The sequence below is a fragment of the Streptomyces humidus genome, from assembly GCF_014649655.1.
GTDB classification, from domain to species: domain Bacteria; phylum Actinomycetota; class Actinomycetes; order Streptomycetales; family Streptomycetaceae; genus Streptomyces; species Streptomyces humidus.
On the sequence record NZ_BMTL01000021.1, the window covers coordinates 63,813 to 77,976 of the forward strand.

Sequence of the window (14,164 nt, forward strand, 5' to 3'; positions counted from 1 at the left end):
CTCAGCCCCCGGAGAGCGGCAGCCCGCGGGAAGCGTCAGCCCGCGGAGAGCGTCAGCCGGACCGTCCCGTCGGGCGAAGCCAGCAGCACCGGCGTCCCCGGCCCGCCGAGATCGCGCACGGCGGCGAGATCGTCCTCGGCGGCGCTCTCCGACGACGTCACCACCGCCGCCGCCTCCAGCGACCGCGCGCCGGACGCCACCGCCATCGCCACCGCCGTCCGCAACGCGCTCAGCCGCAGCGACGGCAGCTCCACCGTCGCGGCGACGTAGGTGCGTCCCGTGTCGTCCCGCACGGCGGCGCCCTCCGGCACACCGTTGCGGGCCCGCGCGGAACGGGCCAGGGTGACGATCTTGCGGTCCTCGGGGTCGAGCGCGTTGCTGTCGGTCATGCCCCGAGCATACGAAGAACCGGCCCGCCCGCCCGGACGAGGGGTGGGTCGCCCCCTGCCGGGCGGCGCGGCGTCACGGCCGGTCGAGGCGCAGCCGCTCGGCGCGCGGCAGACCCGCCACCACCAGGTCGTAGGAGTCCTCGATCAGCTCCCTGACCAGCCGGTCCGGGAGGCCGCCGTCGACCGTGACGGTGTTCCAGTGACGTTTGTTCATGTGGTAACCGGGGTCGATCAGGCCCGGATGGTCCGCGCGCAGCCGGACCGCGTCCTCGGGGTCGCACTTGAGGTTGACCTTCAGGGGCCGCTCGCCGGTCCAGCTGAGCGCGAACATCTTGCCCAGAACCTTGAACACCGAGATCTCCGGCCGGAAGGGGAACTCCTCGGTCACCGCGTTGAACGACAGGCAGAAGGCGCGCAGCTGCTCGGGCCTCACTCGGGACTCGTCTCCTCCCCCGCCGGACCCGCCGGGTGCACCGGCTCCACCAGCACCGTCACGATCTTGTTGCGGCGGCCGGCCGCGGCCTCCGCCGTCAGCCGCAGCTTGCGTCCGTCGGGCAGCTCGACCTCGGAGGAGGCCCCGGCGATGGGCACCCGGCCCAGGGCCTTGGCGAGCAGCCCGCCGACGGTCTCCACGTCCTCGTCGTCGTACTCCTCCAGGCCGTACAGCTCGCCCAGGTCGGTGATGTCGAGACGGGCGGTCACCCGGTAGCGGTCGTCGCCGAGCTCCTCCACGGGCGGCAGCTCGCGGTCGTACTCGTCGGTGATCTCACCGACGATCTCCTCCAGGATGTCCTCGATGGTGACGATGCCGGCCGTTCCGCCGTACTCGTCGATGACGACCGCGACGTGGTTGCGGTCCTGCTGCATCTCCCGCAGCAGGTCGCCGGCGTTCTTCGTGTCGGGGACGAACGCGGCGGGCCGCATGGCCGTCGACACCAGCTCGCCCTCCGCGTCGCGGCTGATGTGCGTCTTGCGGACCAGGTCCTTCAGATACACGATGCCGACGATGTCGTCCTCGTTCTCGCCGGTCACGGGTATGCGGGAGAACCCGGAGCGCAGGGCGAGGGTGAGGGCCTGGCGGATGGTCTTGTAGCGCTCGATGACGACGAGGTCGGTCCGCGGGACCATGACCTCCCGTACGAGGGTGTCGCCCAGCTCGAAGACCGAGTGCACCATGCGGCGCTCGTCGTCCTCGATCAGCGACTCCTTCTCGGCGAGGTCGACCAGGGCCCGCAGTTCCGCCTCGGAGGCGAAGGGGCCGCGCCGGAAGCCCTTGCCGGGGGTCAGCGCGTTGCCGATGAGGATCAGCAGCGACGGGATCGGGCCCATGATCCGGGCCAGCGGCAGCAGCACGTAGGCGGCCGCCGTCGCGGTGTTCAGCGGGTGCTGGCGGCCGATGGTCCGCGGGGACACGCCGACCGCGACGTACGAGACGAGGACCATCACGCCGATCGCCGCGAGCAGCGCCGGGGCCGTGCCGTGGATCTGCCGGAGGCACGCGTAGGTGACCAGCGCCGCGGCCGCCATCTCGCACGCCACCCGGACCAGCAGTGCCACGTTGAGGTAGCGGGTCGGGTCGGCGGCGATCTGCGCGAGCTTGGCGCTGCCCCGCCGACCGGAGCGCACGGCCTCCTCGGCGCGGAAGCTGGAGACGCGCGCGAGGCCCGCCTCCGCGCAGGCGGCGAGCCAGGCGACGACGACCAGGGCGACCGCTCCGGCGACGAGGGCGGGACTCATGAGACGGTCGGGGCCGGGGAGGGCCCGGTCAGGCCCTTCTCCGCACGCCAGCCGTCCACGATGGCGGCCTGCAGACCGAACATCTCGGCCTTCTCGTCGGGCTCCTCGTGGTCGTATCCGAGCAGGTGCAGCACCCCGTGGACGGTGAGCAGCTGGAGCTCCTCGTCCATGGAGTGCTCCGTGGGCGCTTCCTTGCCCTGCCGCTCGGCGACCTCGGGACACAGCACGATGTCGCCGAGGAGGCCCTGCGGCGGCTCGTCGTCGTCCTTGGACGGGGGCCGCAGCTCGTCCATCGGGAAGGACATGACGTCCGTCGGGCCGGGCAGGTCCATCCACTGGACGTGCAGCTGCTCCATGGCGTCGGCGTCCACGACGATCACCGAGAGCTCGGAGAGCGGGTGGATGCGCATCCGTGCGAGCGCGTAGCGGGCGATGTCGAGGATCGCCTGCTCGTCGACCTCGGTTCCGGACTCGTTGTTGACGTCGATCGACATGGTGCTGGCTTGTCTACTTCCGCTTGTTGCGGCCGCCCTTGTGGGTGCCGTTCTCCGTACCGTTATCGCTGTCGTACTTCTCGTACGCGTCGACGATACGGCCGACCAGCTTGTGCCGGACGACGTCCTGGGACGACAGACGGGAGAAGTACACGTCGTCGAGGCCTTCGAGGATGTCCTGAACCTGCCGCAGACCCGACTTGGTGCCGCCCGGCAGGTCGACCTGCGTCACGTCACCCGTGATCACGATCTTCGAGTCGAAGCCGAGCCGGGTGAGGAACATCTTCATCTGCTCGGGGCTCGTGTTCTGGGCCTCGTCCAGGATGATGAAGGCATCGTTGAGGCTACGGCCCCTCATGTACGCCAGCGGGGCCACCTCGATCGTCCCCGCCGCCATCAGCTTGGGGATCGAGTCCGGGTCCAGCATGTCGTGCAGGGCGTCGTACAGCGGGCGCAGGTAGGGGTCGATCTTCTCGTAGAGGGTGCCGGGCAGGAAGCCGAGGCGCTCTCCGGCCTCGACCGCCGGACGGGTCAGGATGATGCGGTTGACCTGCTTGGACTGCAGGGCCTGGACCGCCTTGGCCATGGCCAGGTAGGTCTTGCCGGTGCCCGCGGGGCCGATGCCGAAGACGATCGTGTGCTTGTCGATCGCGTCGACGTACCGCTTCTGGTTGAGGGTCTTGGGTCTGATGGTGCGGCCGCGCGAGGACAGGATGTTCTGCGTCAGAACCTCGGCAGGGGTCTCCTGGCCGTCACTCGTCCCGTTCTCACTCGCCCGCAGCATGGCGATCGAGCGTTCCACTGCGTCCTCCGTCATCGGCTGCCCGGTGCGGAGCACCAGCATCATCTCGTCGAACAGCCGCTGGACGAGGGCGACTTCCCGCGCCTCGCCCGTCGCGCTGATCTCATTGCCCCGGACGTGGATGTCGGCCGCCGGGAAGGCCGTCTCGATCACGCGCAGAAGGGAGTCGCCGGATCCCAGCACGGTCACCATGGGGTGCTGGGCGGGAACGGTGAACCGTGCTCTCGCCTTGCCCTGCGCGGGCGTCTGAGCTGTAGGTGTCTCAGTCATAGACCGGCCCGAGGGCCTCTACGTCCTCCCGGATGCGTCTCGCCTGCCACGAGGGCGGCCTGGCGGTTCCAAGGGTACGCCAGGGCGCCGACAACGCCGTAGTGGTTTTGTCATGCGCAGACAACTATGCCGAACGGCCGAAACCGATCGTCGGAACGGCTCTGCGCAGCGGCCACGGGGCCGCGTCCTCCGCCTCCGGGAGCAGTGCCGGCAGCAGGCGCTCCAGGAACGCGTACCGCCGCAGCGCCTCGGGGTCCTGGCCCTGCACCGACTGGACCCAGCGCCACCATGCGGCGATCTCGGACCAGCCGGGGGCGGAGAGCGAGCCGCCGAACTCCTGCACGGAGAGGGCGGCGGTCAGGCCGGCGAAGGCGAGCCGGTCGGCCAGCGGCCAGTCCGCCAGGGTGCCGGTGACGAAGCCGGCCACGAAGACGTCCCCGGCGCCGGTGGGATCGAGGGCCTCGACCGCGATCGCCGGGACCTCCGCGGACTCGCCGGTGCGCTGGTCGACCGCGTACGCGCCCTCCGCGCCGAGGGTGACGACCGCGAGCGGCACGTACGCGGTGAGGGCGCGGGCGGCGGCGCGGGGGCAGGCGGCGCCGGTGTAGCGCATGGCCTCCTCCGCGTTCGGCAGGAAGGCCTCGCAGTGCTCCAGATCGGCGAGGCCGGCCAGGTCCCAGGCGCCGGTGTCGTCCCAGCCGACGTCGGCGAAGACGCGGGTGCCCCGGCTCGCGGCCTGGGCGATCCAGGGGGCGCGCTTGCCGGGGGTGAGCGAGGCGACGGCGGCGCGGGCGTGCGGCGGGCACTCGGGGGCCGGTTCCTCGGGGGGCGGTTCGTGGCCGTGCGAGACCATGGTGCGCTCCCCCTCGTACGCCATGGAGACGGTGACCGGGGAGTGCCAGCCGGGGACCGTGCGCGAGGCGCTGAGGTCGATGCCCTCACCGTGTTCGAGGGCGTCCCAGCAGTACTCGCCGTAGTGGTCGTCGCCGAAGGCGGCGGCGAGGGAGGTGCGCAGGCCGAGGCGGGCGAGCGCGGTGGCCATGTTGGCGACGCCGCCGGGGCTCGATCCCATGCCGCGCGCCCAGGACTCGGTGCCGCGCACCGGGGCGGAGTCGAGCCCGGTGAAGACGATGTCGAGGAAGACGTCCCCGGTGAGGTAGACGTCCCAGGGCGGATCGTCGGTGGCGCGCCGGGCGGCCAGGGGGTCGACCCGGGCGGCCTCGCGGTTCTGGCCGGTGCGGCGGCGGTGTCCCTCTCCGACGGACGCGTATGACGCGGTCACGGTGTGCTCCCTGACGTGGTGCCGATCTGGCCAGTGTGCACCACGCCGCCGACGACGGGCGGTGCGTCACGCCGGGGGCGCCGCGGCTTCGGGCCCGGCGTCCACGGCGCACGACGTCACGGCGCGCCCGGCGTCAGGGGGTCACGGCCGGGAAGGGCGGCGGCGGGTCACCAGCGGGGGACGGACGGCGTGACCCACCCGGGTTCGGCGACGCGCATGGCGGCCGCGTCGTCGCGCTCGCGCAACGCTCCGTCGTCGTCCTGCCAGCGCCGGTGCAGGAAGTCCAGCCTGTCCCGGTCGAGTTCGACGCCCAGGCCGGGCGCGTCGGAGACGGCGACCTTGCCGTCGCGGAAGACGAGCCGTTCGGTGAGGACGTCCTCGGACTGCCAGGGGTAGTGGGAGTCGCAGGCGTGGTGGAGGTCGGGGACGGTGGAGGCGACGTGGGTCATCGCAGCCAGGGAGATCCCCAGGTGGGTGTTGGAGTGCATGGAGACTCCGACGCCGAACGTGCGGCAGACGGCGGCCAGTTCGCGGGTGTTGCGCAGTCCGCCCCAGTAGTGGTGGTCCGAGAGGACGACCTGGACGGCGTCGCGGGCGAAGGCCTCCTTGATCTCGGCGAACGTGGTCACGCACATGTTGGTGGCGAGCGGCACGTCGGTCCGCGCGGCGACCTCGGCCATGGCCGGGGTGCCGAGGGCGGGGTCCTCCAGGTACTCGAGGAGCCCGCCGATCTCCTGGGCGACCCGCAGCGAGGTGTCCACGGACCAGGCGCCGTTGGGGTCGAGCCGCAGGGGGTGTCCGGGGAAGGCCTCGGCGAGGGCCCGGACGGCGGCGATCTCCTCGTCGGGCGGGAAGACGCCGCCCTTGAGCTTGAAGGAGGTGAAGCCGTGGCGCTCCTTGAAGCGCCTGGCCTGCTCGACGACCGAGGCCGGGTCGAGGGCGGCGCCCCAGTCGTCCTTCTCGGCGCGGACGCCCTCGGGGTGGTCGGCCCACCGGTAGAAGAGGTAGGCGCTGTACTCGACGGCGTCGCGCACCTTGCCGCCGAGCAGCGCGTGCACGGGCAGGCCGAGCGCCTTGCCGAGGGCGTCGAGGCAGGCGACCTCGAAGGCGGAGACGACCGACAGGCGCAGCTTGTCTGCGGTCTGGACGCCCCGCAGCCCGCCGACGTCCACCTGGGAGGAGGTGCGGGAGTCGTCGACGGACACCTCGTCGGCGATCGTGAACAGGGCGTTCAGGTCACTGACCCGACGGCCGGTCAGCCGGGCCGCGAAGGGGCGGGCCAGTTCCAGGTACTTGGTGTCGCCGTAGGTCTCGCCGACGCCCGTGATCCCGTCTGCGGTCCGGATCTCCACGATCAGCCGGGGCGTGTACGGCTGGTGGACGCCCTGGGTGTTGAGCAGGGGCGGGTCGGCGACCAGGATCGGGGTCAGGCGGACGTCCGTGATCGTGAGGTCGGGGCTCACAGGGCGGCTCCTACGAGGTCGAGGCCGGTGGTCAAAAGGGTCGCGAGGTCGGCCAGGTCGGCGGGCGAGGGCTCGGTGAGCGGGGCGCGGACCGGTCCGACGGGGCGGCCGCGCAGGCGGGCCGCCGCCTTCACCAGGGACACGGCGTAGCCGGGCACGCGGTCGCGGAGCTCGACGAAGGGGACGTAGAAGTCGCGCAGCAGCCGTTGCACCGTCTTGTCGCCTTCGTCGCCCCTGCGGCCCCCGCCGTCCCGGCCGTCCGTGCCGTCGCCGTCGTGCAGGGCGGCGAAGAAGGCGTTCGCGATCTCGGGGGCGAAGGCGTGGACGGCGGAGGAGTAGGCGGGGACGCCGACGGTGGCGTAGGCGCGGGCCTGGATCTCGGCGGTGGCGGCGCCGTTGAAGAACAGGAAGTCCTCCGGGGCGGCGAGGGTGAGCCGCTGGAGTCGGTCGAGGTCGCTGTGGCCGTCCTTGAGGCCGATGACGTTCGGGATGCGGACGATGTGTCTCAAGGACGCCGCGGAGAAGGCGACTTGACCGCGCTGGTAGGCGATGAGGGGCAGCCGGGTGCGGGCGGCGATCTGCTCGAGCTGGGCGACGAGGCCGTCCTGCGGGGCGGCGACGAGGTAGTGCGGCAGGACGAGGAGGGCGTCGGCGCCGGCCTGCTCGGCGATGCGGGCGAAGCGGGCGGCCTGGGCCCAGCCGTAGCCGACGCCGGCGACGACGGGCAGGCGGCCGGCGGCCTCCTCGACGGCGATCGTCACGGTCTGCCGGTACTCGTCCTCGTCGAGGGAGAAGAACTCGCCGGTGCCGCAGGCGGGGAAGAGGGCGCCGGGGGCGGTGGCGATCTGGGCCGCGACATGGGCGCGGAAGCCGTCGGGGTCGAGGGAGCCGTCGTCGTGGAAGCTGGTGAGCGGGAAGGACAGCACCCCGCGCCCCATGCCGTCCCGCAGCCGCCGGACGGTGTCCCCCACCGCACCCCCGGTGGAGTCCCCGGTGGCGGCGTCCCCTGTGGCGTCCCGAGCCGTGCCGTGCGTCGCGTCTCTGTCGAGGCCCACCCGGTCCATCTCCCTATGTAGACGTCATCCATGTATGAAGATGGAGGTTAGATACGCGAACGCCGCCCGTCAATGGAGCGGCCCCGGCCCTTACGATCGGCTCATGTCGGAGACAGGGGGCGTCCGAGAGGTGAAGTCCGCGGCACGCACGGTCGAGCTGCTGGAACTGCTCGCGGCGCGCGCGGACCGGCCGGCCCGGCTCCAGGAGCTGGCCGACGAGCTGGGGGTGCCGCGCAGTTCGATGTACGCGCTGCTGCAGACGCTGATCGGCCGGGGCTGGGTCCGCACGGACGTCACCGGCTCCCTCTACGGCATCGGCATCCACGCCCTGCTGACCGGCACCGGCTACCTCGACTCCGACCCGCGCGTCCGCCTGGTGCGGCCCTTTCTCGACGAGGCGTCGGACGCGCTGGGCGAGACGATCCACCTGGGGCGGCTGGACGGCCTGAGCGTGGCGTATCTGGCGACGCGCGAGTCCCACGAATACCTGCGCACGATCAGCCGGGTCGGACGGCGGCTGCCCGCGCACGCCGGCGCACTCGGCAAGGCGCTGCTCGCGGGGCGGCCGGACGGCGAGCTGCCCGACGGCCCCTACGAGGCGCTCACCCCGAACTCCCGCACCAGCCGCGAGGCGCTGCTGGCCGACCTCGCCGAGGTGCGGGCGCGCGGCTACTCCGTGGACCGCGAGGAGAGCGTCCTCGGCATCGTGGGCTTCGGCTTCGCCCTGCGCTACGACGTCCCCGCCCAGGACGCGATCAGCTGCTCGGTGCCGGTGGCCCGGCTGACGCCGGAGCACGAGGAGCGGATCGTCGCGGTGATGCGGGAGATCAGGGCCGAGATCGAGGCGGCGGCGCCCGGTTCCGGCGGCGGCGCCGACTGGCGGTAGCGCGCACCGACCACCGGGCCCGGCGACCCGCAAGCCGTCAGAAGGTGTAGGCGTCCACCTCGGCGAGACACCGGGCCCGGCGCTCCTCGTCGTCCTCCAGGAAGGAGGCGACGAAAGAGTTGCGGGCCAGCTCGCGCAGCCGCTCCTCGCTCAGCCCGAGGCTCGTGCGCACGGCGTCGAAGTTGTCGCCGGCGTAACCGCCGAAGTAGGCGGGGTCGTCGGAGTTGACGGTGCAGAGGAGTCCCGCGTCGAGCATGGCCGGCAGCGGGTGCTCGGCGAGGACGTCGACGGTGCGCAGCCGGACGTTGGACAGCGGGCACAGGGTCAGCGGGATCCGCTCCCGCGCCAGCCGCTCCACCAGCGCCGGGTCCTCCATGCACCGCAGGCCGTGGTCGACGCGCTCGACGCCGAGGACGTCCAGCGCCTCGGTGATGTACTCCGGCGGCCCCTCCTCACCGGCGTGCGCGACGCGCCGCAGGCCGAGCGCGGCGGCGGCCTCGTACACCTCGCGGAACTTCGCCGGCGGATGCCCGACCTCGGCGGAGTCCAGCCCGACGCCGGTGATCCGGTCGAGGTAGGGCTTCGCCGCGTCCAGCGTCTCCAGGGCCGACTCGGCGGACTCGTCGCGCAGGAAGCAGAGGATCAGCCGGGTGGAGACGCCGTGGACCTCCTCGCTCCTGCCCAGCGCCCGCCACAGGCCGTCCACGACCGTGCCCATGCCGACGCCCCGCGCGAGGTGCGCCTGCGGGTCGAAGAAGATCTCCGCGTGGCGCACGCCCTGGGCGGCCGCCCGGGCGAGGTAGGCGTCGGCGAGGTCCGCGAAGTCCCGCTCGGTGCGCAGGACCGCCATCAGCTCGTAGTACAGGTTCAGGAAGGACTGGAGATCCTCGAACCGGTACGCCTCACGGAGCGCTTCGGTGTCGGTGTACGGCAGTTCGACCCCGTTGCGGGCGGCGAGCTCGAAAGCCAGCTCGGGCTCCAGGGTGCCTTCGATGTGCAGGTGCAGTTCAGCTTTGGGGAGGGGCATCAAAGCATCGTACGGGCGTTCCCGCTCGGATTCCGCTTTGCGACGTCCGCGCCGGTCACCCCTGCCGACCTGCTTGTGCGCCGGGGATCCGGAGGCCGTCCCCCGGAGCGGCGCAGTGCCGGCGACTCGGGACCGGCACTCGCTGGAGGTCGTGGGCCACCGTCAGCTCGCCCTCGAACCCGGCGGCCCGCGCCTGCCGCTCGAACTCCTCCGGGTCCGGGTAACGCTGGCTGAAGTGGGTGAGCACCAGGTGCCGCACCCCCGCGTCCCGTGCCACGCGCGCCGCCTGACCCGCGGTCAGATGCCCGTGGTCGACGGCGAGCCGCTCGTCCTCGTCGAGGAAGGTCGACTCGATGACGAGCAGGTCGGCGTCCTCAGCGAGCGCGTGCACCCCCTCGCACAGCCGGGTGTCCATCACGAACGCGAACCGCTGTCCGCGGCGCACCTCGCTGACGTCGTCGAGCGACACCCCGCCGAGGGAGCCCTCCCGCTGGATCCGGCCCACGTCCGGCCCCTTCACGCCGTGCGCGGCCAGCAGTTCGGGCAGCATGCGGCGGCCGTCGGGCTCGACGAGCCGGTAGCCGTAGGACTCGACGGGGTGCGAGAGCAGGGCGGCTTCGAGCCGGTAGGAGGACGCGGTGGCGAGGACTCCGTCCGCGTCGACGGGGGCCTCGGTGATGCCGACGGTCTCGCGGTAGGCGGTGGAGTAGCGCAGCCGGTCGAAGAAGCGCTGTCCGGAGCGCGGGTAGTGCGCGGTGACCGGATGCGGGACCTGGTCGAGGTTGATCCGCTGGATGACGCCGGCGAGGCCGAGGGAGTGGTCCCCGTGGAAGTGGGTGACGCAGATCCGGTGGACGTCGTGCGCGGCGACCCCGGCGCGGGCCATCTGGCGCTGGGTGCCCTCGCCCGGGTCGAAGAGGACGCCCTCGCCGTCCCAGCGCAGGAAGTAGCCGTTGTGGTTGCGGTGCCGGGTGGGGACCTGGCTGGCGGTGCCGAGCACCACGAGTTCGCGTACGGACACGACGGCCTATCCGGGGGGCCAGTGCAGGCCGCGGCCGCCGAAGACGTGCGCGTGGGCGTGCCAGACGGTCTGGCCGGCGCCCGCGCCGGTGTTGAAGACGACGCGGTAGCTCTCCAGCTTGTCCTCGTCCGCGACCGCCTGCGTCTCGCGCAGGACGTCGGCGGCGAGCTCCGGCGCGCCGGCGGCCAGGGCGGCGGCGTCCCGGTAGTGCGCCTTCGGGATCACCAGGACGTGGGTGGGCGCCTGCGGGTTGATGTCCCGGAAGGCGACGGTCGTCTCGGTCTCCCGCACGATCGTCGCGGGGATCGCTCCCGATACGATCTTGCAGAACAGGCAGTCGTCCTGCGGTTCCCCTGCCATGCGGGTCCTCCTCAGACAGTTGATCAGTACGGGGGCATCGTATCCGGGGGCCGCTGCCCCGGGCCTGCCCGTTCCCGCGCCCACCGGGCCGGGCGGCGGGGCGGTCAGGGCGTCAGGGCGTCAGGGCGTCAGGGCGTCAGGGCGTCAGGGCAGCGAAGGGGGCGTCTTGGCCGGCGTCGACTCGAGGGCGGCCAGGGCCAGGGACACCGCCTCGTCCAGCTGGACGTCGCGGCCGGCCGCGTGGTCCTGGGGAGCGCAGACCACCTCGACGTCCGGATCGACGCCGTGGTTCTCCACGCCCCACCCGTGGCCCTCCAGCCAGATCGCGTACTTGGGCTGCGTGACGAGCGTCCCGTCGACCAGGCGGTAGCGGCTGTCGATGCCGACCGTCCCGCCCCAGGTGCGGGTGCCCACCACCGGCCCGATCCCGAGCGCCTTGATCGCCGCGTTGACGATGTCCCCGTCGGACCCGGAGAACTCGTTGGCGACGGCGACGACGGGCCCCCGGGGCGCGTCCTCCGGATAGCTGGAGGGCCGCAGGCCGCGCGGCACGTCCCAGCCGACGATCCGGCGGGCCAGCTTCTCCACGACGAGCTGGGAGGTGTGCCCGCCCCGGTTCTCCCGGACGTCCACGATCAGCCCCTCGCGGGCCACCTCGACCCGCAGGTCCCGGTGGATCTGGGCCCATCCCGGCGCCTGCATGTCGGGCACGTGCAGATATCCCAGCCGCCCGCCGGAGGCCTCGTGCACATACGCCCGCCGGTCCGAGACCCACGCGTGGTAGCGCAGCGCCTCCTCGTCCGCGACGGGCACGACGACGACGTGCCGGGGCTCGCCGCCGCCGGACGGCGAGATCGTCAGCTCCACGACCCTGCCCGCGGCGCCGACGAGCAGCGGCCCCGGCCCGGTGACCGGGTCGACCGGCTGTCCGCCGACGGCGAGGATCGCGTCGCCGGCCCGCACCGCGACGCCGGGCGCGGCGAGCGGGGAGCGGGCGTCGGGGTCGGAGGTCTCCGACGGCAGGACGCGGTCGATGCGCCAGCTGCCGTCCTCGTGCCGGGAGACGTCCGCGCCCAGCAGCCCCTGCCGGGCGCCGCGGCCGTGGCCGCCGTACGGCATGACGTAGGCGTGCGAGGTGCCGAGCTCGCCGTGCACCTCCCAGAGCAGGTCGACGAGGTCGTCGTGGGTCGCGACCCGCTCCAGCACGGGCCGGTAGCGGTCCAGGACGCCGTCCCAGTCGACGCCGCCGAGGTCCGGCCGCCAGAAGTTGTCCCGCATGATCCGGCCGTTCTCGTCGTACATCTGCCGCCACTCGGCGGTGGGGTCGACGACGCGGCGGATCCGGCCGAGGTCGACGGTGACGTTGCTGTCGCTGTCCTCGTCCCCGGAGGCGCGCCGGTCGCTGGGGACGACCTTGAGCTTGCCGTCGGTCCACAGCAGCAGCCGCTTGCCGTCGCCGCTGACCTCGAAGCCGTCGGCGTCGGCGGCGAGGTGCTCGATGCGCTGCTGGGCCAGGTCGTAGCGCTCCAGCTCGGTGTGCGGGTCGGGATCGTCCGGGGTGGCCCGGGAGGCGCCGAGGACACCGCGGACCGGGTGCCGCAGCCACAGGACCCCGTCCTTGGCCGCGGCGAGCCCCGAGTAGCGGCCGGCCTCGACCGGGAAGGGGACTATCCGGTCCGCGAGGCCTTCAAGGTCGATCCGGGTGGCCGGGGCGCCCTCGCTGTCGGGGGTCTCCTCCTTGTCGGGCGTCTCGAACGGTCTGCCGTGCCGCTGCGGGCCGAAGGGGGACGGGGTCGTCGCCGCGAGGGTGATCAGGTGCGGGCGGGCGCCTGCGACGAAGGAGAGGTCGAAGGCGTGCTGGTCGTAGACCGGGTCGAAGGCGCGGGTGGAGAGGAACGCGAGGTGTCGGCCGTCGAGGGTGAAGGCGGGCGCGTAGTCCCGGAACCGCAGCGGGGTGGCCTCGGTGACGGACAGGTCGGTGACGTTGGCGAGCTTGAGCTGGCTGAGCGGGCGCGGGCCGGGGTGCGACCAGGCCAGCCAGGCCGAGTCGGGCGAGAAGACCAGGCCGGACACCTCGCCGTCGGGGCTGGCGTCGACCTCCCGGACCTCGCCGGTCTCCCGCTCGACGAGCAGCAGCCGCCCGTCGTGCGCGGCGACGGCGGCCCGGCTGCCGTCGGGCGCCATGGCGAGCTCCAGGACCCGGCCGAGCCGTCCGGCGGCGAGCCTGCGGGGCGTGGCGCCCGGGGTCTGCCCGGTGGCGGGGGCGAACTCCAGCGCGTCCTCGCCCTCCGCGTCCGTCACCCAGACCGCCCACTCCTCGCCCTCGGTGCGGAAGGCGCGCGGCAGCCGGGCGCGGACGCCGGGTTCGGCGGCGAGCGCGCGGGCCGGTCCGGCCCGGTGGGTGACCCAGTGGACCGCCCCGCGCACCTCCACGACGCTGCCGCGCGCGGTGTGGTCGGGCGCCGCCCCGCCCAGCCAGCGGGAGGCGGCGACCGGGTGGGGCCGGCGGTCGGCACGCTGGCCGCCGAGGCGGACGTCGAGCGGGCGGGGTTCGGCGCCGTCGAGGTCGTCCAGCAGCCACAGCACGCCCGCGGACATGTACACGATGCGGGTGCCGTCGCCGGCGGCCTGGCGGGCGTAGAAACCCTCCCCGTCGCCGGCCGGGGTGTGCCGCCGCAGGTCGGAACCGTCGGCCAGGGAGGAGTACAGGGCCCCCGTGCCCTCGTGGTCGGAGAGGAACGCGAGCCGGTCGCCCGCCCACACCGGGCACTCGATGTTGCCGTCGAGGTCCTCGTGGAGCCGGACGAACTCCCCCTCGCCGTCCCGGTCGATCCACAGCTTGCCCGCGGTGCCGCCCCGGTAGCGCTTCCAGTGGGCGGCCTCGCGGCTCATCGGCGCGGACAGCAGCACGGTGTGCGGACCGTGGGCGACGGCGCCGACCGGCCCGTAGGGCAGAGTGGTCGCCGGTCCGCCGTCGACGGGGACGGCGCGGGCCCAGGTGCGGCGCAGGGTGGCCTGGTCGTGGCTGCTGACGGCGAGGACCCGGCCGTCCGGGGTCCAGCCGCGTACCCGGGTCTGCGCACTTCCCCAGTGCGTCAGCCTGGTCGAGGGACCGCCGTCGACGGGGGCGATGTGCACCTCGGGGGCGCCGTCGCGGGTGGAGGTCCAGGCGACGGTGGCGCCGTCGGGCGAGATGCGCGGCCAGGAGACCGGCGTGTTGTCGGCGCTGACCCGCCAGGCGCGGCCGCCGTCGAGGGGCGCGAGCCACACGTCGTCCTCGGCGGCGAAGACCACCGACTCGCCGTGCAGGTGCGGGAATCTGAGATACGCGGCAGGCGTCGCGGGCTGGGTCACCGCATCACTGTAGGCACCGGTGGG

At 73.2% G+C, this 14,164-nt stretch carries 12 protein-coding genes and 1 pseudogene; 1 reads left to right on the plus strand and 12 read right to left on the minus strand.

The features are described 5' to 3' along the window. Nucleotides 1-35: 35 nt before the first annotated feature. From IE239_RS24060 to IE239_RS24095, 8 genes are all read right to left on the minus strand, one after another. A complete protein-coding gene (locus IE239_RS24060; protein WP_190151458.1) occupies nucleotides 36-389 on the minus strand; it encodes a cytidine deaminase in 354 nt (117 codons plus the stop codon). Between the two features lie 73 nt (nucleotides 390-462). Further along, entirely contained in the window at nucleotides 463-822 is a 360-nt protein-coding gene (locus IE239_RS24065) for an MmcQ/YjbR family DNA-binding protein (RefSeq protein ID WP_190151459.1), read from the minus strand. Then, on the minus strand, nucleotides 819-2,126 hold the full coding sequence (locus tag IE239_RS24070) for a hemolysin family protein (protein ID WP_190151460.1): 1,308 nt from the start codon (nucleotides 2,124-2,126) through the stop codon (nucleotides 819-821). Before IE239_RS24070 ends, IE239_RS24065 begins: the two co-directional genes overlap by 4 nt. After that, nucleotides 2,123-2,620, minus strand: a complete 498-nt coding sequence (gene ybeY / locus IE239_RS24075; RefSeq protein WP_190151461.1) for an rRNA maturation RNase YbeY — start codon at nucleotides 2,618-2,620, stop codon at nucleotides 2,123-2,125. Before ybeY ends, IE239_RS24070 begins: the two co-directional genes overlap by 4 nt. A 13-nt stretch (nucleotides 2,621-2,633) precedes the next feature. Beyond that, nucleotides 2,634-3,692 carry a PhoH family protein gene (locus tag IE239_RS24080; RefSeq protein ID WP_190151462.1) on the minus strand — a complete coding sequence of 353 codons (1,059 nt, stop codon included), beginning with the start codon at nucleotides 3,690-3,692 and terminating at the stop codon, nucleotides 2,634-2,636. Between the two features lie 124 nt (nucleotides 3,693-3,816). Further along, entirely contained in the window at nucleotides 3,817-4,974 is a 1,158-nt protein-coding gene (locus IE239_RS24085) for a carbohydrate kinase family protein (protein ID WP_190151463.1), read from the minus strand. Nucleotides 4,975-5,141: 167 nt separating this feature from the next. Then, complete coding sequence (locus IE239_RS24090; RefSeq protein ID WP_190151464.1) at nucleotides 5,142-6,437, minus strand: glucarate dehydratase family protein; 1,296 nt, start codon at nucleotides 6,435-6,437, stop codon at nucleotides 5,142-5,144. After that, nucleotides 6,434-7,375 carry a 5-dehydro-4-deoxyglucarate dehydratase gene (locus tag IE239_RS24095; protein WP_229878278.1) on the minus strand — a complete coding sequence of 314 codons (942 nt, stop codon included), beginning with the start codon at nucleotides 7,373-7,375 and terminating at the stop codon, nucleotides 6,434-6,436. The genes IE239_RS24090 and IE239_RS24095 overlap by 4 nt, the downstream gene beginning before the upstream one ends. A 220-nt stretch (nucleotides 7,376-7,595) precedes the next feature. Between IE239_RS24095 and IE239_RS24100 the strand changes: the two genes are divergently transcribed. Then, entirely contained in the window at nucleotides 7,596-8,378 is a 783-nt protein-coding gene (locus tag IE239_RS24100) for an IclR family transcriptional regulator (RefSeq protein ID WP_190151465.1), read from the plus strand. A 37-nt stretch (nucleotides 8,379-8,415) separates the two neighbouring features. Here IE239_RS24100 and IE239_RS24105 read toward each other — a convergent pair whose 3' ends face one another. The 4 genes and pseudogenes from IE239_RS24105 to IE239_RS24120 form a co-directional block, all read right to left on the minus strand. Continuing rightward, a complete protein-coding gene (locus tag IE239_RS24105; RefSeq protein WP_190151466.1) occupies nucleotides 8,416-9,405 on the minus strand; it encodes an adenosine deaminase in 990 nt (329 codons plus the stop codon). 118 nt (nucleotides 9,406-9,523) lie between these two features. Further along, nucleotides 9,524-10,426, minus strand: a pseudogene (locus IE239_RS24110) (ribonuclease Z); the annotation flags it as partial. Between the two features lie 6 nt (nucleotides 10,427-10,432). Next, nucleotides 10,433-10,786, minus strand: a complete 354-nt coding sequence (locus tag IE239_RS24115) for a histidine triad nucleotide-binding protein (RefSeq protein WP_190151468.1) — start codon at nucleotides 10,784-10,786, stop codon at nucleotides 10,433-10,435. Between the two features lie 144 nt (nucleotides 10,787-10,930). Next, a complete protein-coding gene (locus IE239_RS24120) occupies nucleotides 10,931-14,140 on the minus strand; it encodes a S41 family peptidase (RefSeq protein WP_190151469.1) in 3,210 nt (1,069 codons plus the stop codon). Nucleotides 14,141-14,164 lie beyond the last annotated feature (24 nt).

Bases quoted from the DNA above. Each gene is read 5' to 3' on its own strand.
- IE239_RS24060 (WP_190151458.1), bottom strand. From the start codon at position 389: ATGACCGACAGCAACGCGCTCGACCCCGAGGACCGCAAGATCGTCACC.
- IE239_RS24070 (WP_190151460.1), bottom strand. From the start codon at position 2,126: ATGAGTCCCGCCCTCGTCGCCGGAGCGGTCGCCCTGGTCGTCGTCGCC.
- ybeY (WP_190151461.1), bottom strand. From the start codon at position 2,620: ATGTCGATCGACGTCAACAACGAGTCCGGAACCGAGGTCGACGAGCAG.
- IE239_RS24080 (WP_190151462.1), bottom strand. From the start codon at position 3,692: ATGACTGAGACACCTACAGCTCAGACGCCCGCGCAGGGCAAGGCGAGA.
- IE239_RS24095 (WP_229878278.1), bottom strand. From the start codon at position 7,375: ATGGGGCGCGGGGTGCTGTCCTTCCCGCTCACCAGCTTCCACGACGAC.
- IE239_RS24100 (WP_190151465.1), top strand. From the start codon at position 7,596: ATGTCGGAGACAGGGGGCGTCCGAGAGGTGAAGTCCGCGGCACGCACG.
- IE239_RS24105 (WP_190151466.1), bottom strand. From the start codon at position 9,405: ATGCCCCTCCCCAAAGCTGAACTGCACCTGCACATCGAAGGCACCCTG.
- IE239_RS24115 (WP_190151468.1), bottom strand. From the start codon at position 10,786: ATGGCAGGGGAACCGCAGGACGACTGCCTGTTCTGCAAGATCGTATCG.